The 25,096-nt window shown below is 58.5% G+C and carries 18 protein-coding genes; 9 read left to right on the top strand and 9 right to left on the bottom strand.

Annotation, left to right across the window (positions count from 1 at the left end; translation table 11 throughout):
• The 7 genes from ACILSI_RS16335 to ACILSI_RS16305 all read left to right on the top strand — a co-directional run.
• Positions 1-244, top strand: a 244-nt coding sequence (locus ACILSI_RS16335) for a hypothetical protein (RefSeq protein WP_395722965.1), incomplete at its 5' end; no start/stop codon positions are given.
• 6 nt (positions 245-250) lie between these two features.
• Positions 251-1,231 carry an Amuc_1100 family pilus-like protein gene (locus tag ACILSI_RS16330; protein WP_395722964.1) on the top strand — a complete coding sequence of 327 codons (981 nt, stop codon included), beginning with the start codon at positions 251-253 and terminating at the stop codon, positions 1,229-1,231.
• A gap of 35 nt (positions 1,232-1,266) precedes the next feature.
• A complete protein-coding gene (locus tag ACILSI_RS16325) occupies positions 1,267-2,262 on the top strand; it encodes an Amuc_1099 family pilus-like system protein (RefSeq protein WP_395722963.1) in 996 nt (331 codons plus the stop codon).
• A gap of 103 nt (positions 2,263-2,365) precedes the next feature.
• Entirely contained in the window at positions 2,366-5,014 is a 2,649-nt protein-coding gene (locus ACILSI_RS16320) for an Amuc_1098 family type IV pilus outer membrane protein (RefSeq protein ID WP_395722962.1), read from the top strand.
• An 87-nt stretch (positions 5,015-5,101) separates the two neighbouring features.
• A complete protein-coding gene (gene coaE / locus ACILSI_RS16315; RefSeq protein ID WP_395722961.1) occupies positions 5,102-5,704 on the top strand; it encodes a dephospho-CoA kinase in 603 nt (200 codons plus the stop codon).
• The gene (gene rho, locus ACILSI_RS16310; RefSeq protein ID WP_395722960.1) at positions 5,701-7,137 is read left to right on the top strand and encodes a transcription termination factor Rho; all 1,437 of its coding nucleotides are present in this window, start codon (positions 5,701-5,703) and stop codon (positions 7,135-7,137) included. The genes coaE and rho overlap by 4 nt, the downstream gene beginning before the upstream one ends.
• A complete protein-coding gene (locus ACILSI_RS16305) occupies positions 7,134-8,264 on the top strand; it encodes a ribonuclease D (protein WP_395722959.1) in 1,131 nt (376 codons plus the stop codon). The genes rho and ACILSI_RS16305 overlap by 4 nt, the downstream gene beginning before the upstream one ends.
• 12 nt (positions 8,265-8,276) lie before the next feature.
• Here ACILSI_RS16305 and modA read toward each other — a convergent pair whose 3' ends face one another.
• From modA to ACILSI_RS16260, 9 genes are read right to left on the bottom strand one after another with little or no spacing between them, the layout of a single operon-like run.
• Positions 8,277-9,803 carry a molybdate ABC transporter substrate-binding protein gene (modA, locus tag ACILSI_RS16300; RefSeq protein ID WP_395722958.1) on the bottom strand — a complete coding sequence of 509 codons (1,527 nt, stop codon included), beginning with the start codon at positions 9,801-9,803 and terminating at the stop codon, positions 8,277-8,279.
• A gap of 42 nt (positions 9,804-9,845) precedes the next feature.
• Positions 9,846-11,270 carry a DUF1501 domain-containing protein gene (locus tag ACILSI_RS16295; protein ID WP_395722957.1) on the bottom strand — a complete coding sequence of 475 codons (1,425 nt, stop codon included), beginning with the start codon at positions 11,268-11,270 and terminating at the stop codon, positions 9,846-9,848.
• 3 nt (positions 11,271-11,273) lie between these two features.
• Entirely contained in the window at positions 11,274-14,072 is a 2,799-nt protein-coding gene (locus tag ACILSI_RS16290) for a PSD1 and planctomycete cytochrome C domain-containing protein (RefSeq protein WP_395722956.1), read from the bottom strand.
• A gap of 44 nt (positions 14,073-14,116) precedes the next feature.
• On the bottom strand, positions 14,117-15,148 hold the full coding sequence (locus tag ACILSI_RS16285) for a hypothetical protein (RefSeq protein WP_395722955.1): 1,032 nt from the start codon (positions 15,146-15,148) through the stop codon (positions 14,117-14,119).
• A gap of 12 nt (positions 15,149-15,160) precedes the next feature.
• A complete protein-coding gene (locus tag ACILSI_RS16280) occupies positions 15,161-16,612 on the bottom strand; it encodes a DUF1501 domain-containing protein (protein ID WP_395722954.1) in 1,452 nt (483 codons plus the stop codon).
• Between the two features lie 39 nt (positions 16,613-16,651).
• Complete coding sequence (gene truD / locus ACILSI_RS16275) at positions 16,652-17,683, bottom strand: tRNA pseudouridine(13) synthase TruD (RefSeq protein WP_395722953.1); 1,032 nt, start codon at positions 17,681-17,683, stop codon at positions 16,652-16,654.
• A gap of 50 nt (positions 17,684-17,733) precedes the next feature.
• Positions 17,734-20,466 carry a PSD1 and planctomycete cytochrome C domain-containing protein gene (locus ACILSI_RS16270; RefSeq protein ID WP_395722952.1) on the bottom strand — a complete coding sequence of 911 codons (2,733 nt, stop codon included), beginning with the start codon at positions 20,464-20,466 and terminating at the stop codon, positions 17,734-17,736.
• A 9-nt stretch (positions 20,467-20,475) separates the two neighbouring features.
• Positions 20,476-21,921, bottom strand: a complete 1,446-nt coding sequence (locus ACILSI_RS16265) for a LamG-like jellyroll fold domain-containing protein (protein WP_395722951.1) — start codon at positions 21,919-21,921, stop codon at positions 20,476-20,478.
• A complete protein-coding gene (locus ACILSI_RS16260; RefSeq protein ID WP_395722950.1) occupies positions 21,918-22,451 on the bottom strand; it encodes a sigma-70 family RNA polymerase sigma factor in 534 nt (177 codons plus the stop codon). The genes ACILSI_RS16265 and ACILSI_RS16260 overlap by 4 nt, the downstream gene beginning before the upstream one ends.
• A 157-nt stretch (positions 22,452-22,608) precedes the next feature.
• Here ACILSI_RS16260 and ACILSI_RS16255 point away from each other — a divergent pair, with 157 nt between their 5' ends.
• Entirely contained in the window at positions 22,609-23,556 is a 948-nt protein-coding gene (locus tag ACILSI_RS16255) for a class I SAM-dependent methyltransferase (RefSeq protein WP_395722949.1), read from the top strand.
• A gap of 67 nt (positions 23,557-23,623) precedes the next feature.
• Positions 23,624-25,000, top strand: coding sequence for an alkaline phosphatase family protein (locus tag ACILSI_RS16250; RefSeq protein WP_395722948.1), 1,377 nt, complete (start codon positions 23,624-23,626; stop codon positions 24,998-25,000).
• Positions 25,001-25,096 lie beyond the last annotated feature (96 nt).

The raw sequence follows: 25,096 nt of genomic DNA, 5'->3' as shown, positions 1-25,096 counted from the left end.
ACCTGCGGCCCCGGTTTACGAGCTTCGACTTCTTGGTTTGTACCGTCGTAATAACGAGGGTGAACAGAAAGTCGTGTATGATTTCGCAGCCAAGGTGGCCAAACTCGACGCCTTTGGTGTGACGGATTTCGATAACAATCGTGACAAGTATGTCATCAAGGTGGACTCTGGGACTGAAGAGGACCGTTACGCCTACCAATTCGAGATTAAACTGCCGCTGCGCAAGCCCCTGCAATTCAAGTAAAGCCCCATGGACTGGATTCGTGAAAATAAACCGCTGGCCGCCATTCTTGGCGTCATCACTGCCGGGTCTCTTGCCCTGGGTTACCTTTTGTTTGGAGCCTGGAACAGCTATTCGGAAGTAAAGGAGAGCTATCTCGCCCAAGGAGGCCAGGTGGCCGCTTTGAAAAGTACTCGCCTCTCACCTGATGAGAACAATTTGAAAGCCAAGCGTGGGCTGGTCGATGAATACGCCGCGAACGTTAACAAGCTTGGCGGTGCGCTTCTTATTCTCCAGCCACCAGTGTCGCCAGTCAAAGATATTGAATTCCAGACAAAGCTGAAGGCAAAAATTGCCGAGGTACGCAAGTCCGCCGTCGCATCCAAAACCGTCCTCCCGGCTGAATTTGCCTTTGGCTTCGATGAATACACATCTGGCCTGCCAAAAGCCGAGGCCGCCGCCGAATTATCCAGCTATTTGGATGCGATGGTGGAACTGGTTAAGTTGTTCATGACTTGTGGAGTGCAATCCGTTGATGTGCTTGAACGCTCCAAACTTCCTGTGGAGCAAGAGCAGGCCTCGGCGACTTTGCAGCAGCGCAGAGGTCAGCAACAGACCATGGTGGGGCCGCAGATCTTCGAAAAACGTGAAATTTCGGTGATACTGACACTCGACCAAGGACCCTTGCAGTTGCTTATCAGCCGTCTGGCTAATCCGTCTGACATGCCTTTCTTTACAAGCCTTCGCCTGTTGCGTGTTGAAAATCAGATGCCCGAAGGTCCCCTGCGCGCAGATGTGCGTGTGCCGGAAGCTGTTGCCCCGGTTGAGGGTGGGAACACCACTGCTGCTGCCCCTGCCGCAGATGAGATCAAGCCGCCGCCGCCCGCTCCGGTGGACTCGGTTCCGGTCATTGGCCGAGAGCAGTTGAAGGTCAGAATGGAGATCGACCTTTTGAAATTTATTGACGCCGCGAAAGGCGCATCCGCTTCGACGCCTCTTCCCGGGCGCTGATCACTCTTATTTCTTAACCGCAGTCTCCTAGTACCATGCAGAACAGCCAGGGCAGCTACGAAAAAATCATCTTGACCGTTTCCTCCCTTTTAGCCATCGGGACGGCGGGGTTTCTCGTTTTTCAATCGCTGGGTTTTGAAGACGACTTGGTATTGGCGCAGGGTTCATCCCGCAATGACCTCAATCCGCCTGACAATCCAGCGGTTGTCGCGGCCATCGACACCATTAAGAAAAAATATTCTTGGCTGTCACCTGAGCGTAATGGCAAAGCAGTGCCGCTGAACAAGTCGGTGCTTTTAGTGATGAAGGGCGGAGAGCTTTTTGACCTCTTGCTCCCGGAGCCTCAATTCCGCCCGCCGATGACCAACCTCTTCCTTACGGGGGATCGCGCTAAGAACCCACCGGAACGGGAACTGCCTTCCATTTACTCACCCAATGTGGGTGACTTGGACGCAGATGACGATGGGTTTTCCAACATAGAGGAGTTTAATTCCAAAACTGACCCTCGCGATGCAACGAGCATGCCGCCTCTGACCAATAAATTGGTGCTGCGCCAGCGTATCAGCCATGACTACATCCTGGTTCTCAAAGGAGGCAGCGACGGCACCTTCCAGATTCAGCGCATACAACCCGCCAAAGGCAGTGTTTTCAAACCGCTAAATGAGGAGTTTGGGTTTGATAAAGGGGTTGTCCGCTTCAAAATGCTTGAGGCTCAGAAGAAAACCATCCAGCACCCGACGCTTGGTCCAATGGATGCATATGTTGTGAAGGTTAAGGATCTCTCCACCAACAAAGAATTTGAATTGGTTCAGGGCAAGGAGACAAACCTCGCTGAGTATGAGGCCGAGCTCGAATTTCGCTGGAAAAAACGCCAGCCAATTCCAGGGGTGAGGGAGGGAAAAACGTTCCAGCTCCCCGGTTTGGGAAGGACCTATTACATTTGGAAGCTGGAGGAGAGCAAAGCCATCATTTCACCCTTGGGCAATGACGGCAACCCCACCTCGGAAAAAATTGAAATTCAACAGGGTTGAGGAAGCCTCATTTTTTTCATCCGCTACAAAATTTATCTCGCCAAACTTCGCCATTGTCTGTTAGAAATCTCACTTTACCACAAAACACGCTGCTAGTCCGCCTATGACCCTCCACTCCCGTCCGGTCTTCAAATTCTCTCTTATCGCATTGGTCGCCCTGTCTCCACATGTCATGGCGCAAAGTTCTGTGTCAGGTATGGCAAGCCGCGAGATTGCTCGTCGTTATGCTCGCATTGAAGACGCTCGTACCGCCATGGATCGCGGTGACAAAATGTTCAGTGAGGGGGATTACGAGGGCGCTCTAGGTTCTTACAAGGCCGCCATTGACGCCCTTCCCAATGCCCCTCTGACTCGCGACTGGCTTGATTTGGCGCAGCTAAAACATGCCGATTGCAGCGTGGTTGTCGCTCGTGAGAAAGCCAAAATTGGCAAATATGACGAGGCGCGCCAGCTTCTCGAAGCCGCGATGCTTTCCGTTCCGGGGCACAAAGATGCCGCGTTGTTTCTCCGGCAGTTGGAGGATCCTGACCGTTGGCCGCCTGCCTTGACTGCTCAACATGTTGAGAATGTGGATAAAGTTCAGAAGGGATTGCTGCTCAGTAACAGTGCGGTTGAACTGGGCAAGTATGATGAGGCGATTACAGCCTATCAGGATGTCCTGCGCACGGACCCTTATAACAGTGCCGCTCGTCGTGGAATGGAGAATGCGGAGCGCAAGCGCATGGAGTATTTCAAGGCCGCTTATGATCACCAGCGTGCCAAAATGCTGGCGCAAGTTGACGAAGCTTGGGAGGACAAAGTTCCTGTGCAGGGGGCTGCAGTTACTTTTGATTATGGCATCGGTCGCAGTCCTGGAGCATATCTCACCGAGAAGATGAACAAAATCATATTCCCGACCGTTCAATTTCAAGGGGCTACCATTGATGAGGCTATCGAGTATCTGCGAGTCAAAAGTCGAGACCTTGACACGTTTACAGATGCCTCTGGAGTTAAGGGGGTGAATATAATTCTGCGAACAGGAGATGCTCCTAGCAATGCTTCCATTAGTTTAGATCTGAAGGACGTTCCTATGTCCGAGGCGCTTCGTTACATTACAGAATTGGCGCAGATGAAATACAAAGTTGAAGCGCATGCTGTTCTTGTGGTTCCCCTCTCCGAAGACGCTAATCAGCAGTACACTCGCACTTATCGTGTTCCGCCTGATTTCTTAAGTGCTGGCGGAGGCGATGTGGGTGGGGGGGCTGCGCCTGCTCCTGCCGCTGACCCTTTTGCTGCGGGGGGAGGGGGCGCCGCTGCTGGTGGCAGTGGGCTGATCACAAAAAAATCTGCCAAGCAGATTCTGGAAGCTCAAGGCATCACTTTTCCTGAGGGATCTTCTGCAAGTTTCAACCCCGCAACCTCGCAACTCATGGTTCGTAATACTCAGCCTAATCTGGATGTGGTTGAGGCATTTGTTGAAAGTTTGATCAACCAAGGACCCAAAATGGTGGTGATCACATCTAAATTTGTTGAAGTGACACAGAAAAACACTGAAGAGCTTGGCTTTGATTGGTTACTCGGCGGTGTGGGCACTAACGGGAATAACGTCTTTTTGGGCGGAGGTAATGCGGGTAGCGGCAATGCTTTCAATGCGACTAATTACCCATTCCAGACAACTGCAACCACAGCTCCTGTTCTTGTAAATGGGGCTGTAGTATTTCCTGCACTCCCCGTCTCTGGTGCTTTTGCTGGTGGCTTGCCTTCTGGAATTGCTTCAACGCTAACTTCGCAGATGCCTGGCGGAGCCGCAGCCCTACCAGTAGGTGGTGGCCCAATTAGTTCTGGGCTTAGATCTGGCAATTATGCAATCAGCAACAATAGCATCGATAACCTGCTTAGTACAGGATCAACTACGGGTGTTTCAAATGTTGCGCCTGGTATCTTTTCAGCAGCAGGCATTTTCACGGATCCACAATTTCAGACTGTTATTCGAGGTCTTAGCCAGAAAAAAGGTGTCGACTTGATGAGTGCGCCTAGTGTAACCACTAAAAGTGGAACCCGAGCCACAATGGAAGTTACTCGTGAGTTCATTTATCCAACAGAGTTTGACCCACCTCAATTACCTCAAGGCGGCGGCGGCAATCTCCAGCTTGGTGGTGGTGGTGGACAGCAAATCGCAACGCCAACAACTCCCACAGCATTCGAAATGCGCCGAACGGGTGTGATATTGGAGGCCGAACCTACAGTCGGCGCTGACGGGAACACTATCGAACTGACTTTGGCACCTGAAGTTGTCGAGTTCGACGGGTTCATTAATTACGGTTCCCCTATCTTATCTCCTTCGAGTCAGACGGTATTGCCGATCCAACTTGGTGGGGTGGCTGCGGGGGTGGCCGCTACTACTGGTTATATTCCAATTAGTCAGCCCGAACGCTTGATTACCCCTAACGTTATTAATCAGCCTGTGTTCTCGGTTCGCAAGGTTAGCACTGGGGTTTCCATTTGGGATGGGCAGACGGTGGCACTTGGCGGATTGATTCGTGAAGATGTGCAGGACGTTGAGGATAAGATACCAGTGATCGGTGATCTTCCGTTTATCGGGCGCTTTTTCAGGTCGGAATCTGAGCAGCATTTTAAGCGTAACCTGATGATTTTTGTCACAGCGCATTTGATTGACCCTTCTGGTCAAAGAGTGAAGAATAATCAGCCTGTGGCACCGGCAGTCGGAGGTACTGTTCCTGGTAATCCCCTCTTGCCAGCCGTGGCCCCATGATCACTTTAAGGGTGTCCAATTAAGAAATCTAAGGCAGGTGATTCAATCACCTGCCTTTTTCTTTTCTGTGTTCCAAGCAAACATATAATGAATATTTGGATAGTTACAGGTGGCATGGGTTGTGGTAAAAGCGCTCTAATTTCAAAGCTTAGAGGTGTGAATACTGGGCTTTCGATACTTATTTTTTCCGCCGATGAAGCCGTGGCGCTTGTTCTGCAACGTCAGGATATATTAGCGTCGCTCAGGGATATGTTTGGCCCTAATGCCGCGAATGCAGAAGGGCCTTGTCGTGGGTGGTTGCGCGCTGAAGTCCTTTCGGTGCCAGAAAAAAGGATCAAACTGGAGAAGCTTCTGCACCCGCCAGTTCTTTCTCTGTTAGAGGCCGCTCGTGAGCGTGCTCGGGAGGCGGGCTGCAATCTTTTCCTTGCGGAAGTCCCCCTGCACTATGAGATTGGCTCCACAGTTTCAGCAGACTTCGTCATCGTGGTGGCTTCCAGCCGGTCGGTGCAGGTCAGGCGGATGATGGAAAAACGGGGACTCGATGAACACACTGTTCAAAAGTTCCTGCAGGCCCAATGGCCCATCGAAGCCAAGGTGGAAAGAGCGGACGCCGTCATTTGGAATGATGGCAGTCTGGCCTCTCTCGAAGCCCAGGTGCTGACGCTGGCAAGTCCACTCTTGCAAGCATGAATGACCAACCCATCGAATCCCCTGTCACGACCCCGGTTTCCGCTGTCGAAGAGAACGCGCCCGACGTCCGCGTGGCTCCTGCTGTCCTAGATCGCGGCAGCGCACGGCCTGAACCTGTGCAGATGCCAACTGCGGAGCCTCCAAAGACTGATGGCGCACAGGCACCTTTCCCGCAGGAAGTTTCAATTAACGACCTGCAAAACGCCACTCTCACCGAGCTGCTGGAACTGGCGGAAACCGTCTCCTTCCGTCTCAATGCCAGCCGCACCAAGCACCAGCTCATTTATGATTTGTGCTCGTGGATGGCCGAGCACAAAACACGCCTAAAAGTCGAAGGCGTTTTGGAGATCGGAGCCGACAACTTTGGCCTCATCCGTTATCCCAAATACAGCTTTGCCCCGCTGCCCGAGGATGTCTTTGTTCCTCTGTTCCTGGTCAGGAAATTCAACCTGCGTCCGAGCCAGCGTATCACTGGCTTTGCCAAGGCTCCCAAAGACAAAGACAAATACATCGCCATCGACCGCATCACCGAGGTTGAGGGCATGCCCATCGAGCAATGGGAGCCACCGGTGGATTTCGACAAACTGACCGCCACTTTCCCGAATCAGCGTATCATTCTCGAAACCGCTAAGCCCTGCGCCGTCAGCTCCCGTATTCTGGACATCATCGCGCCGCTCGGCAAAGGCCAGCGCGGCCTCATTTGTGCTCCGCCGCGCTCGGGCAAGACGATCATCCTCAAGGACATCGCCAAATCCATCGCTCTCAATCACAAGGAGATCACCCTGATCGTCCTGCTGCTTGATGAGCGCCCCGAAGAAGTCACGGATTTCGAGGAGACCGTGCAAGGCTGTGAGATTTACAGCTCCACCTTTGACGAAAGCCCCAAACGCCACAGCCAGGTGGCTGAGATCGTCCGTGAGCGCGCCTGCCGCCTCGTCGAGATGAAAAAAGATGTCGTCATCCTGCTGGACAGCATCACGCGTCTCGCGCGTGGCTACAATTCCATGCAGGGCGGCAAAGGGGCCGTCATGTCCGGTGGTGTCGGCACCAAGTCCCTGCAAAAGCCCAAGAAATTCTTCGGCGCCGCTCGCAATGTCGAGGAAGGCGGCAGCCTCACCATCATCGCCACCGCGCTCATCGAGACCGAGAGCCGCATGGACGAGGTTATTTTCGAGGAGTTCAAAGGCACCGGCAACATGGAGGCCACGCTGGATCGTGAAATCTCCGAGCGCCGCATCTTCCCGGCCTTGCATGTGCTCAAATCCGGCACGCGCCGTGACGACTTGCTCTATCACCCCGACGAGTTCCGTCGCATCACGCAGGTGCGCAAGCAGCTTGCCGCAGTCCCTGCGGTCGAGGCGCTCGAGACGCTTATTCGCAACATCAACCGCACCAGCAACAATGCGGAAATCCTTCTCATGGGGCTGAAATGATCACGCCAGCACCAGAACAGACGGACCACGAGTTCATCGACAACCCGGAGCATCTTGAGCAATGGACCGCGAAAATGCACCAGTGGCTGGCGGAAAGCCCGGACAAGCGTTGCTGCATTGACACCGAGGCCGACAGCCTGCATCACTACCATGAGAAGCTTTGCCTCTTGCAGGTGAACTGCGCCGGGCGTTTCGCTTTGATTGATCCGCTGGCGATTGCCGATGTTTCCCCGCTGCTGGAGCTGCTCGACGCGCACGAGCTGTGGTTCCACGGCGCTGATTACGATCTCACCATGCTACGCCGCAGCTACGGCTGGAGCCCCCGGGTAATCCGTGACACGCAAATCGCGGCCCGCCTTCTTGGCGCTCGCCAGTTCGGCCTTGCCGCCCTGGTGAAGAACAACTTCGACATTGAGCTCTGCAAAGCCTCCCAGAAGGCCGACTGGAGCCGTCGTCCGCTTCCGCCGAACATGCTTTCCTACGCCGTTGATGACGTGCGCTATCTGCTGCCGCTGGCGGACAATTTTGTCGCCCAATTGCGAGAGAAGGGTAGGGAAGACTGGTTTCATCAAAGCTGTCTAGATTTGCAGGAGGATGTCGCCGCGCGTGACAATGCCGCTCGTGAAGATCCCTGGCGTGTGCAGGGCTGTGGGCGCTTGCAGCCGCGTGGCCTGGCCCTTTTGAAGGCGATGTGGGAATGGCGTGAAGGCATCGCGAAGGAGCGGGACACGCCATGCTTCAAAATCATGTCGAATAAACAGATGGCCGCTTATGCCGAGCAATTCGAGGCCGGTCAGCCGCTGAATCCGCCCAACGGTTGGCGTCCACGTTGGAAAAAAGAGTTCCAGGACATCGTTGTTGCCGTCATGTCTTCTGATCCTTCTACATGGCCGGCGCGGCCGAAAAAGACCAAGGGGCGTCTCAGCGACACGCAGCGTGACCAGATCGACAAACTCTGCGCTCATCGCGAAAAAGTGGCGCTGGAGCTGGAGATCGAGCCATCGCTGCTCGGTTCACGCAGTACGATTGAAGAACTCGTCATCGAGGGAAATCCCGCCAATCATCTCATGAGCTGGCAGCACGACCTCATGGCGCGTGGTCTGGAGCAGGTGCTCAAGGCGGAGTAGCCTCCTGCGGCGCTATTTCTGCTTCAGCCAGTCTGGCAGCACGATCTCCGCGCTTTTCACCGGCATGGTGTCGCCCTTCCATGCGAAGCCTGCTTCCTCAAAGCTGGCCCGGTTTTCGCGCAGGAAGGCCAGCAGGCGATGTCCCATTCGTTTGTTCGGCGAATCATGCCGCACCGCAAAGGGTTGCACGGCCTTCGATTTGTCGGCGGGCAGCGGCACGGCTTCAAAATGCTCTGGGGCAGACTGGATGTTGATTCGGTAAACCACCGCCGCGTCGAGCGATCCCGTGCGCATCTGGTTCACCAAGAAGTCGCCCGTCGGCACTTGTGATGACGCGTTCTTGCTCACACTTTCCCACAGGTTCATCGACTTCAGTATCGAGCTCGTCAGAAAGCCCAGCGTGGACTGCTCAGCATTGCACAAACCCACGCGCAGCCCGGGTCGTGCCAGATCTGCCAGCGTGCGGATGCCCTGCGGGTTGCCCTTCGGCACGGCGATCACGATCTCCGCCTCCGTCAGCATCACCGCCTCTGGGAAGTGCTCAGCCACTGGCGGCACGAAGCACACGTCGCACGCATAATACACATCTGGGAACTTCGGGTTGCTGCTGTCGCCCATCGTCTTCATCGCCGCGCACAGGATGCCGCAGCCGTTGTAGGTCGTTGTCACGCTGATACCCTCCCGGCTGGCAAATTTTTGCAGCACCTTCTCGATCGCCGGGCGGTTTACGCCGCCGCTGTAGAGAATCAAATCAGGCCGCAAAGCCCATTGATCGCCCGGCACTGCCTTGAAGCCATGCTTCTCAAAGACCTTGGCACCTTTTTCAGGAGCTGACAGATAACGCGCAAAACGCATCGCCTCCGATGGTTGTCCGCACGCATCCAGCACCGCTGCGGTGGCAAACTCTTCGTGTTTTGCCAGCTCGGCTAGTAGCACTGCCTCCAGACCTGCAAACTGAGGCACTGTCGAATCCCACACAATCGCCGCATCCACCGCTCCCAGAGACAAATCCGCCGCGATCTCCGTCACCGTCGGCTTCATGACCGCTGCCTTGGCCGCCAGCGCGTCCCATTCGGCTCCGAGCAGTTTTTTCGTCACCCGTCCGATGCTGGCTGATTCAGGATTCGGCAGCGCCAGTTTGATGCCATCCGCTTTCAGCGATGCAAGGCTGTCAATTTTCTTGGGATTGCCCTTCGCCACTGCCAGCACGGGCTTTTGCTTCGCGAGCTGAAACTCCTCGCGTGTCACGCCCAGCTTCTTCGCATCCGCCAGCGCCCCGTCATCAGCGGCGATGAACAGATCACCCTGCTTCGCGATCCTGATCTGGCTCAGCAGCGTTCCCGTGCCGCCATATTGCAACCTTACCTCCGTCCCGGTCTCTTTCTGATACGCCAGCGCGATCTCCTCCACCGGCTTCTTCAGTCCTGCGGCGCAAAACACTGTGAGAGGCACGCTGCCACCCTGTTTCGGCTTCAAAGCCATCCAGGCGCCTCCGGCGAGCGCTCCCAGGCACAATACAACGGCAAATTTCTTCATCATGACAGACCATGAACGTGCCAGACCACCGCTGTCGCTCATTTTTTACGCGATCAGCTTCTCGATCACCTGCCCGCCGATTTGCGAGAGCTGTTTGAAGCGCCCGCCGTGGTAAAAGGTCAGCTTGTTGTCATCCAGGCCGAGCAGTCGCAGCAGCGTCACATGCACATCACGCACATGGTGGACCTCCTCAATGGCCTCCATGCCGCGATCATCGGTGGAACCGATAGTATGCCCCGCCTTCACGCCGCCACCAGCGAACCAGATCGTCATCGCCTTCGGGTTGTGATCGCGTCCATACGCCGTACCGCCACGCACGCCATTGTCCGGCGTGCGGCCAAACTCACCGCACCAGACGATCAGCGTATCCTCCAGCAGCCCACGTTGCTTCAAATCCGCGATCAACGCCGCGATGGGCTGGTCCACCTGGCGGATGAGATTGCCGTGGGCACGCTCGATGTAGTCGTGGCTGTCCCAAGTGCCCGCGTAGAGCTGCACGAAGCGCACACCTTTCTCGACGAGCTTCCTTGCCAGCAAACACTTCCGTCCAAAGGCATCCGTGGCGTCTGTTCCGATGCCATATTGCTCCTTCGTCTTCGCGTCCTCCTTTTCGAGATCAATCACCTCAGGCACCTGCATCTGCATGCGGAAAGCCAGTTCGTAGTTGTTCATGCGTGCCTTCAATTCGTCATGCCAAGGGTGATCCTCGGCATGTTTGGCGTTCAGTTTGCCCAGCAGGTCCAGATTCGCCCGCTGATGCTCCGGCGTGATGGCCTGTGGCGGTCGCAGATCGAGAATCGGTGAGCCTTTGGCGCGAAGCGCCGTGCCTTGAAACTGAGCGGGCAGGTAGCCATTCCCCCAGTTTGCGCTGCCGCCCTGTGGATAGCTGATCTCCGGCAGCACGATGAAGCCGGGCAGGTCTTGATTCACCGAGCCAAGCCCGTAATTCACCCACGAGCCAATCGCCGGATCACCGCCGAAGCGATTGCCGCAGTTCATCTGATACATCGCCGTCGGATGATTCACCGAATCGACCTGGCAGCCGCGATAAAAGCACAACTCGTCTGCCACTTTGCTCAAATGCTGCCAGGGCTCGCTCATCCACGCGCCGCTTTGCCCGTGTTGAGCAAACTTGAACGGCGACTTCACATAGTAGCGCTTTCCGCTCTCCATCGCCGACTTCATCTTCCCTTCACGCGTGAACTCCTTCAGATGCAGCTTCTCCAGCATCGGTTTAGGATCAAAGCAGTCGATGTGGCTCGGACCGCCCTCCATCATGAGGAAAATGCAGTTCTTCGCCTTCGCCGGAATCTGCTGAGGCTTCGGTGCCAGCGGTCCCTTCGCTTCCGCCGCCAACAGTGAAGTCAAAGCCACACTGCCGAGCGAAGGGCCCAGCCCATACACAAACTCACGCCGTGTCGGCGCATGAAAAGCCCGCGAACCGGCACAAGGGAAGAAGGAAGTGTTCATGGCTCAGTAGAGATAAGAAAATTCGTTCGAGTTCAGCAGCACGAGGCACACATCCGCCAGGGCACGAGTTCGTGCATCGACATCCGCAGGTTGGAGATCGGGAACAAACTCGGTGTATCCGGGAAGCTTCTCCTGGAACGAAAACTTCTCGCCCGTGTTCTCTTCCACGGCGTCACGTTTCACGGTGAGGGGAGGTTCGGACGTGGTGAAGGTCAGTTTGGCCTGCTTGACCTCCATTTGCCTCCAATGGGCCTCACAGGCCGCTTTTTCATCCGCCGAAGGCTTTCGCCCATAGGTGAGTTTAAACACGCGGGTGATGACATCGTTCGGTTGTTCCTTCAAAACACGATTCGCCAGCGCCAGGGCGCGATCATAACTGCCCTGACCGTTGAAGAGACTGAAGACCTGCGGCGTCACCGTTGAGACTTCACGCGCCTCACACGAAAAATCCGGCGCAGGCTCGTTGAATACCTCCATGAACGGATCGCGCAGGCCGCGAATCTTCAGCGCATACAAGCTGCGGCGATGACGCTGCTGCGGCAGCGCGTTCGGCACCCACGCGGACGCAAATGTGCCCATGACCTGACGCGGTTGCATCGCCACCTCGATGTTGATCTGCGGTCGATTCGGAATGCCGCCGAGCGTCGGATTCAACTCGCCTGTGATGCTCAGCATCGCATCGCGCATCTCTTCCGCCATCAAGCGGCGGGGCTTGAAGGTGGCGTAGGACAAGTTTTCCAACTCGTTTTCCCCGGAACGAGTTGGAAAACTCGTCCTACGATAAGCCTCGCTCATCATGATCACGCGATGCATCTCCTTGAGGCTCCATTTCTTCTCCACGAGCGTTGCAGCCAGCCAGTCGAGCAAATCGGGATGCGTGGGCTTCTTACCGGTGCTGCCGAAGTTGTTTGGATTGCCCGCGATGGCCTGACCGAAGTGCCAGAGCCAGAGGCGGTTCACGATGGTGCGTGTGGTGAGCGGGTTGTCTTTGCTGGCGATCCACTTGGCGAGCGAGGTTCGACGACCTTCGACGGCCTCGGGGAACTCGATGCTGCCGAGCACGGACAGCACACCGGGTTTGACGGCCTTCGTCGGCGAGAATGGATCACCACCTCCGAGAATGGCAGTTTGTTCGAGCTCGCCTTCGGTCATGCGGTTCTGCGGCATGCGCATGGGCTGGTTCACCGATTTGAGTTCAGGCGTGCGGCCATTGTACACGCTGAAGGCAAAAGGCTCGTAGCGCTCCATCTCCCAGCGCAGCCGCTCCAGCCCTTTGCGGGCCACGCGTTCGTTGCCGAAGTCCTCGGGCTCAAAGCCGACGAGTTTCGGCGGATACTGGTCCTCGGCCACGTCTTGTTTGGTCAGGATCTGACGCGCACCGCCAAACACATCAGAGAAGGCCCGTTTGGCTTTCTTGCCACCGCCTTTTTGCGCTTGGGCCACGGCAGCGTTCCACTTGGTGGGATCGAGCTTTTTGTCAGCGAACCACTTCTGCGCATTGGCGAGCAGTTTGGCATCGAGCCGCTCCAAGACGGCCATGTGCTCGGCGCGGCGGGTTTCGAGATGTTTTCTCTCGTCGAAGCCGGTGGTGTTCTCCTCCTTCAAAAACGGCGCGGGCCGCTCGGCGAGCTGAGTGGTGCTGAAGCATGCCTGCATGGCGTAATAATCGTGCGTCGGCACCGGATCGAACTTGTGATCATGGCAGCGCGCGCATTGCAGCGAGTGCGCCAGGAAGGTTTCGCCGACAGAATTTGTCACATCATCGAGAAACCGCTGCCGCGCGACCTTCGCCACCTCCATGCCCGTGAGTTCCCAAGGCCCCATGCGGAGGAAACCCACCGCCATGAGCATTTCGGGTTCATTGGGCTTCAACTCGTCACCGGCGATCTGCTCCTTGATGAACTGATCATACGGTTTGTCCGCATTGAAGCTGCGCACGACGTAATCGCGGTAGCGCCAGGCATTGCCGCGCTCGTAGTCGTTCGCAAAGCCGCTGCTGTCCGCGTAGCGTACGACATCCAGCCAGTGGCGGGCCATGCGCTCGCCGTAGTGGGGGCTTTCCAAGAGACGCTCAATCAGCTTCGCATAGGTTGCATCACTCCCATTCGTCCTATCCATCTCATCCACAAATTCTACCACCTCCTCCGGAGTCGGTGGCAGGCCAAGAAGATCGAACGTGGCCCTCCGAATGAAAGTGCGCGCGTCTGCCGCTGGCGCAGGATCTTTGACCGCCAACAGCGCATCCACCGGTTGCACTGAGGCCTGGGCACTGAGCACTGGTTTCCGCACGGGTTGATACCCCCATAGCGCCTCCGACTTGTAGCGCCTGTTCGCCCACTCCGGCGACAGCGCGCCCGTTACTTTCACGGTGATTCCATCCTCAGCACTCCACTTCTCCGCGCTGGCTTTGGCGATGGCGCTTCGCTTCGCCTCATCCGGCCATGCTGCACCGGCGGTTATCCAGTCTTTGATCCAGACGATCTGCTCGGGCTTGAGTTTGTCGGCTTCCTTCGGCGGCATGGGCTCCCAGTCATCGTGAGTGCGCGTGGAGGCGAGGTAGAGCGGGCTTTTCTCGGGCTTGCCGGGCACGAGAGCTTTCGTTTCACTCTCACCGCCTTTGATCGCGCTTTCGAGCGTGCGCATGTCGTAGCCGCCTTTGATCTTCTTTTCGTCGTTCCCGTGGCAGGCGAGGCATTTCTCCTGAAACAAAGGCCACACGCGGCGCACGAACAGGGCCTCCGCATCCTCCGCATGGGCTGAGGAAACGAGCAGGAATGAAATCAGAACATGCTTGCGGATCATATCTGACATGTGAACGCGGCAAATGCCGTTTCATTGCGCCCACTTCACTCTGTCGCTGGTCTCCGGACCTGGCCCAGTGAGTGAAAAATTTCACACATTTCCTGCCACGGCTTTGCATAGTAGCCCTCATAGTTCCGACCGGCCTTGAGCGTCTTGTAAAACGAGACGTTGTCATCGTGCTGCGGCGTTTCGGAGTTCAGCTCGATGATGAGCAGGTCAGCACTGAATCCGGCGAGAACATCCGGCCTGGCATTGGCGAGGATTTCATCGACGGCGAGGCGGTTCCGGCCTGCGGGGAGCGGCATGTTCTTGTGCGCGTCGTCGTAGCCGGGGTATTCACCGCGCTTCGTGTTCGCATAGTCCCAGGCAACGACGATGAGGTCATAGACGATGGGTTTGGTCTGCTCGTTGCGCAGTGAAATCCACTTCCGCAAGGTATCGCGGCCAAAGCCACGATCCTGCCAGTCCTTGTTCGTCAAACCATGGCAAAAGCCGCTCCAGGTGTCCTCGACAGCGGCGGTGAACGGCGCATCGAGCGGCTCGTCCGGCTGCAAACCGACGCGGATCATGCCTTTCGGAAACTGCTTCGCCATCGCGGCCAAGGCGTCGCCCTGATCACGCTTGGGCAGCACGTCATAGATGGCGATGCGTTCGGCATGGATCTCCGCTTTAAAAAACGTGAGCAGTTCCTCAAGCTCCGCCGCAGTGAAGACGGGCGTCGTGGCCTTGTCATACATCTTGAGTACCAGCGCGGGAACGATCTCCACCGAAGCGGGGCAGGCTTTGCGCCAGTCACGGAAGATGCGTTTCGTCTCGGCAACGGGCAGTTCGTCATGATGAATGAGGTAAAGCTGGTTCGGATTCGCCTGCTGAATGAGCATCCGCGCGGCGTTGGTGATCTCGGCAGATGTCGGTGCTTCCGGCGGCGCGAAGCTGGTGCCCCAGTAGCCAAGCTTGGGCGCCGCCAGCGATGCATTCAGCCAGAACGAGCGCTCCAACTTCGCGAGATCATGACCACTCGACGCTGATACGAGTGAAAGCAGGGCGACGAGCCAGAGATGGAGCTTCTTCGTCATTCTGCGCAGCGATCACACCAGCATCTGCTTGATCACATGGCCTTCCACATTTGTGAGGCGGCGCTGGAAGCCGTTGTGCTCGAAGGTGAGGCGTTCGTGGTCGAGGCCGAGCAGGTGGAGGATGGTGGCGTTGAAGTCGTAGAGCGGATGGATGTCCTTCACGGCTTTCTGGCCGAGTTCGTCGCATTCGCCGTGGCTGACACCGGGCTTCACGCCAGCGCCGGTCATCCAGCAGGTGAAGCCGTCGGGGTTGTGATCGCGGCCTTTGGCTCCTTTTTGGAAGAAAGGCATGCGGCCGAACTCGGTACACCAGACAACGAGCGTGTCTTGAAGCAGTCCGCGTTGTTTGAGGTCGCGGATCAGCGCGGCTGCGGGTTGGTCGAGGATCGAAGCATGAACGTCATACTGCGCTTTGAGGTCGCTGTGGCCGTCCCAGTTGAGCTTGCCGCCGCTGGCATACGCGCCATTGAAAAGCTGCACGCAGCGCACGCCTCGCTCGATGAGGCGTCGAGCGAGGATGCAGTTCTTAGCGAAGGCTGCCTTGTCGGCGTTTTGCGTGTCGTCAGCACCATACAGTTTCAAGATGTGAGCGGGCTCGGTGCTGAGGTCGTTGATCTCCGGAACGCTGAGCTGCATGCGCGCAGCGAGTTCGTAACTGGCAATGCGTGCGGCGAGCTTTCCATCACCCGGATTCGCCTCCAGATGTCGCGCGTTCATCTTTTGCAATAGCGAGCGTGCGGCTTGGTCGGCGCTGGCGGAGACTCCGGGCGCGGAAAGATGCCTCACTGGGTTCTTGGAACTCATTGTTGTGCCTTGGAAGGCGGCGGGCAGGAAACCTGGCCCCCAATTGTTCGCGCCATTCTGCGGCACGCCACGCGGATCGGGAATGGCGACGTAGGAGGGTAGATCTTGGTTCTCGCTGCCGAGCGCATACGTCGTCCAGGCACCGAGACTTGGGAATCCATCAAGCACGGAGCCGGTGGAGAGGAAATTTTCCGCCGGGCCATGCGTGTTTGATTTGCTCGTGAGCGAATGCACAAATGCGAGGTCATCCGTCAGCTCCGCGAGATGCGGAATCATGTCGCTCACCCACTTGCCAGTTTGGCCACGAGGTCGGAAGGCATACTGCGGTCGTGCGAGATTGCCCGCAGGGCCTTGAAAGGTCACCGCCGGGCCGCCGGGCAAAGGTTTGTCGTCCCATTTGATGAGTTCGGGTTTGTAATCCCACGTCTCAAGCTGGCTCACGGCACCGGCGCAGAAGATGACGACGACGTTTTTCGCCTTCGCCGGAAAATGCGGCTGTCTCGGTGCATAAGGTCGCGCGGGGTCGATGAGCATGCCGTCCGCCGCCAGCAGCCTCGTCAGCGCGATGGATCCGAGCGCCGTGGCGCTCTGCGTGAGGAAGCCACGCCGGTCGAGCAAGTGGCGGCCAGCCGTGGAGAGATGTTCGTTGAGCGGGGTCATGGAAGCGTCGTCATGTAATCTCCACGCGGCGGGCGCATTTTACGAAGTTTCTTCGTCCAGCACCGCCAGCTCCCGCAGCACGGCGGTGGCATAGGTTCCGCGCGGCAGATCGAACCTCATTTGCAGATCGCCACCTTCCAAAATCACGAACTCCGGATTGATCGGGCGCAGCCGCATCACCCGCCGTTCCTGGCGCAGCCCGGCGGCTTCGAGCCCGGCGGTGAGTTCGGGAAAACGAGCCATCACCTCCAGCTCCAGCTCACGGACCTCGCCCGCGCTGTGCACCTCTCCGCAACCCCAGAGTGGCGCGGTGATCTCCACCTTTCCATCGGCGAAGCGCTGCATCTCGTCGCCCCGCTGATTTTCGATAAGAAGCAGCGTGCCGTTGTCAGGAAAGCCAAACACCTCGCCCGGCAGCGCCTTGTCCCAAAGGCCGCGCGCCATGCGCTCCGCCACCACGGCATTGAAAAGATGGCTGCGCACGGCGGAAAGCAGCAACCCGCGCAGCAGGCGGTCCCCCGGAGTGAATTCACCGCGAAACATCGCCAGCGCCTTCTCCATATTGCGGCCTTCATTCCCGAAGCGCTGGCTGCCAAACACATTCGGCACGCCGACACTCACAATCTGCTCCCACCTAGCCGCCGCATCAAAGTCAGGCTCACGCAGCCGGATGGTGAAGCGATTGCCAAAATGGATGCCGCGTCGCAGCTTTCGCGTGTTTCGCGTGATACGCAGCACACGCAGACCTTCCGATTCCAGCGCCGCTGGTTCCGGCGAAGGCTGCCCCGGCATGTGCAGGCTGAACCACTGACGCGTCACCGCATGCCGATCCTTCAGGCCACAGTGACTCACCAAGCGTCGTCGCAATCCGAGCGCATCTGCCAGTCGCCCACCGGCCGTGTTGCTATCCAGATCCCGTTTTTCTACCCACACCAAGCAATGCTCGCCCACGCCCGAAGGCTCAAAGCCCAGCAACTCCTCCACGACGAAGTCTTCCGGCTGCGCTTTGAATCGAGCGCTGCCAAGCGGGCCACCGTGCAGGTAGGGCGGTTCCAATGAGTCGATTTCCATGAAGACTCACCCTATCTCCACTCATGCGGTCCGGCCAATGACGGATGCAACTACGGCACAAAAAGAAACTCGTTGGAATTGAACAGCGCACGGCAAAGCGTGGCGATGCCGTGCTGGCGTACGATGGGCTGGGTTTCGTCGAGTTCTTCGCGTGTGGGTTCGCGGCTGAGGGCGAGTTGGTAAGCATGCGCGATTTGTTTGGCAATGTCGCCTCCAACTTCCTTTTTTACGCGTGATGCGAAGGCATCGGCCTGTGCCAGGGTGAAGAGGCTGTTGAAGAGGTTGAGGGCTTGAATCGGCGTCGTGCTGGCGCGGCGGATGGCGGTGCTTTGACCGGCGTCAGGACAGTCGAAGGCACCGAAGACGGTTTCAGGCTCGCGGCGGACTTTGTGGGCGTAGATCATGCGGCGCTGGTTGTCGGGCGTGAAGGTTTCGATGGGGTCGAAGCCGCTGAGGCCACCGCGTTGATCGAAGAGATTGAAGCCGCGGCCATGCATGTTGAGATTGAGCTGGCCGCTGACGACGAGCATCGAGTCGCGGATGGATTCGGCTTCGAGACGGCGGGAGGGGAAGCGCCAGAGGAGGCGGACGTCGGCGTCTTTTGCAGCGGCGTCAGACGAATCTGACATGTCGGACGACTGACGGTAAACGGCGCTCATCACGATTAACCGATGCATCCTCTTCACGCTCCAACCACTGCGGATGAATTCGGCGGCGAGCCAGTCGAGCAGCTCAGGATGGCTGGGCTTCATACCCAAATGACCGAAATCGCTGGGCGTGGGCACAAGGCCGGTGCCGAAGTGGCCCTGCCAGATGCGGTTCACCATCACGCGGGCGGTGAGCGGGTTTTGCGGACTCGCAATCCACTCGGCGAGAGCTTGGCGACGTTGTTGCTCGGCAGATTCCTTGGGCAGTTTCAAATCACCGAGCGCGGTAAGCACGGCGGGTGTGACAGGCTCCTTCGGTTGCTCGGGATCGCCGCGATTGAGCAAGTGAATGTCATCGGGCGTGCGGAAGGTGCCGGCGAAGACTTTTTGCGCGTTCTCAGCGGCTCTGATCTTGGCTTCGATGTCGGCTTTTTCCTGGATGAGTGGCTTCGCGCGTTTGGTCTCGTCGGGGCTGAGGCCGGTGAGGTTAGGCTTCGCGAGCTTTTTGTTCTTCGGGTCAAATTTTTGCCGGTCACTTGCATCGGCGACGGTGTGCCACTGGCCTGCGCTGTCGCCGATTTCGATTTGGTAGTCGATGGCGAGACGGTCAGTGAATTTGCCTTCGCGATCACGGCCCCAGACGACGCGCTCGATGGTTTGCTCCTGATTGAACTCCAGTTCGACCCAGCCTTTGCCTTTTTCGGCGGCCATCCAACTGCGCCCGTTGCCGTAACGACCGTCGTTGATGAATCGCAGTTCGTGGCGTTCGGCCACGCCGATGTCGCCACCAGATTTGCGCTGCGTGCCTGCGGTGGCGAGCGCGACGTTCTCACCGCCGGTGTTGAAGACTTCGAGTTCGTCGATGCAGGGCTCCAGGTTGTTCGTGGTCTTGATGGTGAAGCGCACACGTTTGGCCTTTATCGACGCAAAACGATCCGCGTTTTCACGCGCGTTGATCATGGGGCGCTCGGCACCGGATTTCACCAAGGGAACGAAGCGGGCGAGTTCTTTGTCGATCTCGGCGAGGCGTGGCTGGAGACGTTTGGCTTCTGCGCGTGCGGCCTCGGCCTCCGGAGTGCGCAGATCACGATCACCGTACTCGACTCCGGCGACGAAGGCCTGCATCGCGTAGTAGTCTTTGGCAGAGATGGGATCGAATTTGTGATCGTGGCAGCGCGCGCAGCCGATGCTGAGGCCGAGGAAGGTCTGGCCGATGTTCACGACGATCTCGTCGATGGAATCCTGCCGTGCGAGACGCTTCGACGGCTCATCTTTGCCGATCTGACCTGGCAGCAACACGGAGGCGGTGACGAGGAAACCTGTAGCGGCGTCCTGGCCCATCGCATCGCCGACGAGCTGCTCTTTGATGAAGCGATCATAGGGCGTGTCGTTGTTGAAGGCGCGGATGACGTAGTCGCGGTAGGGCCAGGCATTCGGGCGCTCGGTGTTCACCTCAAAGCCATGCGTGTCTGCGTAGCGGACGACATCCAGCCAGTGCTGCGCCCAGCGTTCGCCGTAGCGCGGTGATGCCAGCAGGCGCTCGACGACAGCAGCGTGGTCTTTGTTCTTCAAAAACTCGGCGACTTCCTCGGGTGTGGGTGGTAGTCCAATGAGGTCGAAAGTGACGCGGCGCAGCCAAGTAACAGGATCGGCGTCACGGGAGCGGTGGAGGCCATTCTCTTTGAGTTTCGAATCAATGAACGCATCAATCTCTCCACCCTTCGCTCTTTGCCCTTCGCTTCTCAGCGGCTTGAAGCTCCAGTGATCTCGGCGGTCTTCGAGTTTCGCGAGATCGACGCCATCGGGCCACACGGCGCCTTCGTTGACCCATCGTGTGAGTGTTTCGACCTCGACGGCAGCCAGTTTGCCCTTCGGAGGCATGAGTTCGTCCTCGTCATCGGTGGTGACGAAGTGAATGAGCGGGCTGTCTTTGGCTTTGCTGGCGATGATGTCCGGCGCGTGCTTGTCACCGCCTTTGAAGGCTTCGGATTTGATGTCGAGGCGGAGACCGGACTTCTGTTTTTTCTCGCCGTGGCACTCGTAGCAGTGCTTTTGGAAGATGGGTCGCACATCACGCACAAAGTCGATGGGCGCGGCGATGGCGGAGGAGGTGAGAAGGAAGCAGAGGAACCTCATGAATCGTGATCAGCGGTAAGGATTGCCGGCGGCGTGGAGGGCGCGAATTTCATCATCGCTCATGGCGCGGCCGAGGAGGAGCAGTTCATCCACGCGGCCGCTGAGTTTGCGGTCGTTGCGGTTCCAGTTGCCGATTTGCGCGGGTCCGAGCCTTGCCGGATGCGCGACTTCAAAGCGGACTTCCTTGTCGAACCTGCCGTTGAGGTAAAAGCGCACAGTTCTGGCCTGAGAATCATACACGGAGGCGAGGTGGACCCAGCGGCCTTGCTCGGGGAGCACGGGCGTGAGTGAGTCCGCCTCATACTGCTGGCCGGATCCTGGGGCGAGGGTGTTGGCACGGAGCGCGAGGCGCATGGTGGCATGGTGTGTGACCATCCAGTGAGCCTGGCCTAGATTGCTGGAATCCCAGCCATCGGTGTGCAGCAGCGACTGGTAGGGCGCGCCCAGGCGGTCCAGCCGAACCCAGGCGGCGAGCGTAAGCTGGGGCCAGGCACGGTCGCCGCCGACATCGAGTTTTAAATGATCACCGACATGCACGAACTCCGGCGCGTGAGAGCCGGGCCAGCGGCCTTGGACGCGGTGGTAAACGCCCGGCAATTCAACAGCGGACTCGAAATCGAGCAGCGCGATGAGCGCGGGATCGCTCTTCAATTTCGCCAGTGCTGCATCCGACTGCCCACGTTGCCCAGCGGCGAGACCGGCGGTGAGGCCAGGCATCTCATCCGGCTGGATGAAGGCGGAAGAGCGCAGTTCGCGTGAGGTGCTGGTGCCTTGATCAAAAGTCACGGCATCGCCAGTGCGCAGGCTTTGCTTCGACTGTGCGCCGGAGGCTTTGGCGATGACTTCGCCCTGAAATACATGAACTTCAGCAGCGCCGCTGGAGGGAACATCGACGCCGAAACGCGTGCCGAGGTCCACGGCATCGCCCGTGGGTGTGATGACCGTAAAACCTTTCGCCGCAGGAGGCACATCGGCGGCGAGACGTCCGCGCTTCATGTGCAGACGCTGAGCGGATTCGAAGTGGAATGCCGCTGGAGCTTCGATGACGATGCGTGCGCCGCGTGCGGTGACGAGAGCCACGGAACCTCCTTTGATCTCGTGCGATTCGCCGCGCAAAGCCGATCCATCGGCCATTTCGACGACCCCGGCGGCTTTTTCCACGGTGGCAAAGGCGCGACGCGAGTCCTGCCACCACCAACCGCCCAACAGCAGCGCCACACTGGCCGCTGCGGCGATCCAGCGAGGTGAGGCCGGGCGCCACTTGGTTTGGCGGATTACCGGCGCTTCATTTTTCGTCCAGCCAGCGGCCATCGCGGCAAGTGCGGAGTCCACGTTCAGGATTTCGGCATACTCGCGCCGCGCATCGGCATCTGCCAGCAGCAGCGCATTGAGCTGCTGCATCTCCGGCGCGGTGATGGAGCCGTCGAGGTAGGCTTCGATCAGTTGCGTGCTCATGACGCCACCTCCTGGGTCAAAGCGCGGCGGATGCACTCCAGCAGCAGCTTTCTCATGCGGTGCAGCCATTGATAAAAACCCGCGACCGTGCGCCCGCTGCCCTGCGCCACTTCATGGATGCGCGACTCGGCCTGATACGCCTGCATCAGCAGCTCGCGCTGATCACCGGGCACTTTTTTCATGCAATGCTCCAAAGCCTCGCGCTGCTGCTCCAGGCGCGGCTCATCAGCAGTGGTTTCTTCAGCGATCTTGGTGATGACCTCTTCATCAAGCACCAAGCGGTCACGTCCGCGATCCCGCAGCCACGCCAGCACTTCAAAACGAGCCACGCCGAAGGCCCAGGCTTTGAAGTCTGCGCCATCGCGGAACGAATCAAACTTCTCCCACAGCACCACGCTGATCTCCTGCATCACATCATCCGCGTCCGCCCGCGCGGGCACCAGCCGCCGCACATGGGCGCGGACGGCCGGCTCATGCGCGGTGAAGCTGCGCAGGAAGCGGTGATGGCGTTCGGTTTCGGCGGGCGACATGGGTGATCGAAGAGTTATCTCCACGAGACAGGACAATTTTACGAACCATCTCGATTTGATCGCGCGGGGGCATTCGCGGCCACTGGCGAACTTTTTGCTTCCCGATTGGTTAAGAAAGGCTTATTATCAGTAAGTTACGCCTTTTCGCACTCTCCGCATGCCGCCCCTTGTCCTCCAGGAACGAATGTACGACCGCCGGGTCGGAGTCGCGCCATTGACGCAGTTGGACGACCTGCTGCGCGAACTCATCGCCAATGGCGGGCCGATGCCGAACGAGTACGCGCTCATGAATCGCACGCTGCGGCAGCTTGGTGATGCGGTGCGCGCGAAGGTGATCGCTCGCGATGATGTGCTGGCCTACGCGCAGGACATCACCCACAGGCATCTCGAAGGGACGATGCAGGCGCGGGCGCTGGGAAAAAAATTTGGCTACAGCGGCGACTTTGAGATGATTGAAGCGATCTACACGCTGCAAACGGCCCAGGAGCCGCACCTGCGCCGCTGGGATCTGTATTTCCACTCGCAGGCGGCGCCGAACGCGGTGCGCAATCGCAAGGCCTACTTCCATCAACTGCTGAACTCGCACACGGCGGGCCGTGCCAAGGCACCGCTACAGGTGTTGAACGTCGCCAGCGGTCCGGCACGGGATGTGCGCGAGTGGGTGCTGGACAACCCTGAGCGCGAGGTGCTGTTCGACTGCGTGGACGCGGAAATTCATGCGGTCGAGCGTGCGAAAAGGCTCTGCGCGCCGTTTGCGAGCCGGATGGAGTTTTATCATCGCAATGTGCTGCGTTTCCTGCCCGCGAAGGGCTACGAACTCGTCTGGTCGGCGGGGCTGTTCGATTACCTCACGGACCGCACCTTCGTGTATCTGCTGAAGGCGCTCATGGCCGTGACGAAACGGGGCGGGGAAGTGGTGGTGGGCAATTTTTCCGACTTCAATCCCAGCCGCGATTATATGGAGCTGCTGGGCGACTGGGTGCTGCAGCATCGCACGCGTGATCACCTGCGCGAACTGGCGCTCGAAGCGGGCGCGGCGGCGGATTCCATCGACGTGCAATGGGAGCCTGAGGGCGTGAATCTATTCCTGCACGTTCGGCGTTAAAGGCGTGCTTCACCTCAGACCCTGCGGCATTGCTTGAAACGCGGAGCAGGCAGGCTACAGCGCAGGGATGTTCCGTGTTTCCATTCTCCCGCTTGCTCTCCTCATGCTGCTTGGTGCCCCCCGCGTGGATGCGGAAACGGCTGACCGCATCGTCTTGATGGTGAGCGTGGATGGCCTGGCAAACTTCTACCTCGACGATCCCGTGGCGGAGATACCGATGCTGCGCCGCCTGGTCGCCGAGGGGTCGCGTGCTCAGGGCATGATCGCCTCGATGCCCACGGTCACCTGGCCCAACCACACCACGCTGGTCACGGGCGTGCATCCCGGAAAGCACGGGGTGCTTGGCAACAGCGTGCTGGATCGCACGAAGAATGAGATCGTGCCGCTGGTGGTCGATCCCCTCTTCAACAAGGACGAGATCGTGAAGGTGCCGACGATCTACGACCTCGCGAAGCAGGCGGGATTGAAGACGGCCGCGCTGATCTGGCCGGCGACTCGCGGGGCGCGCACGCTGGATTGGACCATCCCGGATGTGGGCACGCTGGCGCTGGTGAAGCAGTTCGCCACACCCTCGCTGCTGGAGGAGTTTACGGCGAAAGGCATCCCCTGGGGCATGCAGGAGGAGTGGTGGAACACTGAGCGCATCGCCGAGCGGGACCGCATGTTTGCGCAGATGGGGAAGCACCTGCTGGGCGTTCATCGCCCGCATCTGCTGCTCATGCATTTCGTGGAGCTCGATCACGCGCAACATCGGTTTGGTCCCCGCTCACCGCAGGCCTATGCCGCTTTGAAAAATCAGGACGCATGCGTGGGCGAGCTCTGGCAGGAACTGCAGCGCACGCATGGCGGTCGCGCGACGCTGGTGGTGGTGTCTGATCATGGCTTCATCTCCTATCGCCGGCGCATTCAGCCGAATGTGCTGCTGCGGCAGGAAGGATTGCTCACCGCGCTGGGGACGCGCATCACGGGCGGCAGTGTCCGCGCTTTGGCGCAGGGAGGCGCCTGTTTTGTCTATGTGCTGCGGGAGGAAGGCCGTGCGGCCCAGGTCGTGAAGCTCGCCGAGCAGTTCCGCCAACTGGAAGGTGTGGGAGCCGTGATCACACCGGGCGACTTCGCCGCCCATGGGCTGCCTGATCCAGCGAAGAACCCGCAGATGGCCGACCTCGTGCTGTCTGCGGCCAGCGGTTTCAATTTCGTGGACTCACCGGTGGGCGATGTGGTCGTGACGCCGTTGGATGAGGTGACCAAGGGCTCACACGGATCGGACGCCGCACATCCAGACATGCACGCGGCCTTCGTCGCCTGGGGCGTGGGCATCCAGGCAGGTGCTACATGCGGCACGGTCAGCAACACCTCCGTGGCACCGACGCTTGCCGCCTTGCTCGGCTTGAAGGTGGAAAACATGGACGGTCCCCTCTTGCAGCCGCTCTTGGAGGGCAAATAGGCAGCTTCTCTGACGCCAAGAGATCACTCAGGATCTCGGCAGCAGCGGCGGCGTGCGGATCATCAGGCACTGGCATGCGTATGTTGGGACATGTTG

The organism is Prosthecobacter sp. (genome assembly GCF_044232965.1).
In the GTDB taxonomy this organism is placed as follows: domain Bacteria; phylum Verrucomicrobiota; class Verrucomicrobiia; order Verrucomicrobiales; family Verrucomicrobiaceae; genus Prosthecobacter.
The sequence above is the reverse complement of the archived record's forward strand: the minus strand, read 5'-3'. Positions and strand labels throughout refer to the sequence as shown.

What these genes read in the sequence shown, in the direction of transcription:
- ACILSI_RS16265 (WP_395722951.1), bottom strand. Translation starts at nt 21,921, where the DNA reads ATGAGCACGCAACTGATCGAAGCCTACCTCGACGGCTCCATCACCGCG.
- truD (WP_395722953.1), bottom strand. Translation starts at nt 17,683, where the DNA reads ATGGAAATCGACTCATTGGAACCGCCCTACCTGCACGGTGGCCCGCTT.
- ACILSI_RS16255 (WP_395722949.1), top strand. Translation starts at nt 22,609, where the DNA reads ATGCCGCCCCTTGTCCTCCAGGAACGAATGTACGACCGCCGGGTCGGA.
- modA (WP_395722958.1), bottom strand. Translation starts at nt 9,803, where the DNA reads ATGATGAAGAAATTTGCCGTTGTATTGTGCCTGGGAGCGCTCGCCGGA.
- coaE (WP_395722961.1), top strand. Translation starts at nt 5,102, where the DNA reads ATGAATATTTGGATAGTTACAGGTGGCATGGGTTGTGGTAAAAGCGCT.
- ACILSI_RS16250 (WP_395722948.1), top strand. Translation starts at nt 23,624, where the DNA reads ATGTTCCGTGTTTCCATTCTCCCGCTTGCTCTCCTCATGCTGCTTGGT.
- ACILSI_RS16320 (WP_395722962.1), top strand. Translation starts at nt 2,366, where the DNA reads ATGACCCTCCACTCCCGTCCGGTCTTCAAATTCTCTCTTATCGCATTG.
- ACILSI_RS16325 (WP_395722963.1), top strand. Translation starts at nt 1,267, where the DNA reads ATGCAGAACAGCCAGGGCAGCTACGAAAAAATCATCTTGACCGTTTCC.
- ACILSI_RS16290 (WP_395722956.1), bottom strand. Translation starts at nt 14,072, where the DNA reads ATGATCCGCAAGCATGTTCTGATTTCATTCCTGCTCGTTTCCTCAGCC.
- ACILSI_RS16280 (WP_395722954.1), bottom strand. Translation starts at nt 16,612, where the DNA reads ATGACCCCGCTCAACGAACATCTCTCCACGGCTGGCCGCCACTTGCTC.
- ACILSI_RS16330 (WP_395722964.1), top strand. Translation starts at nt 251, where the DNA reads ATGGACTGGATTCGTGAAAATAAACCGCTGGCCGCCATTCTTGGCGTC.
- rho (WP_395722960.1), top strand. Translation starts at nt 5,701, where the DNA reads ATGAATGACCAACCCATCGAATCCCCTGTCACGACCCCGGTTTCCGCT.
- ACILSI_RS16305 (WP_395722959.1), top strand. Translation starts at nt 7,134, where the DNA reads ATGATCACGCCAGCACCAGAACAGACGGACCACGAGTTCATCGACAAC.
- ACILSI_RS16295 (WP_395722957.1), bottom strand. Translation starts at nt 11,270, where the DNA reads ATGAACACTTCCTTCTTCCCTTGTGCCGGTTCGCGGGCTTTTCATGCG.
- ACILSI_RS16270 (WP_395722952.1), bottom strand. Translation starts at nt 20,466, where the DNA reads ATGAGGTTCCTCTGCTTCCTTCTCACCTCCTCCGCCATCGCCGCGCCC.
- ACILSI_RS16260 (WP_395722950.1), bottom strand. Translation starts at nt 22,451, where the DNA reads ATGTCGCCCGCCGAAACCGAACGCCATCACCGCTTCCTGCGCAGCTTC.
- ACILSI_RS16285 (WP_395722955.1), bottom strand. Translation starts at nt 15,148, where the DNA reads ATGACGAAGAAGCTCCATCTCTGGCTCGTCGCCCTGCTTTCACTCGTA.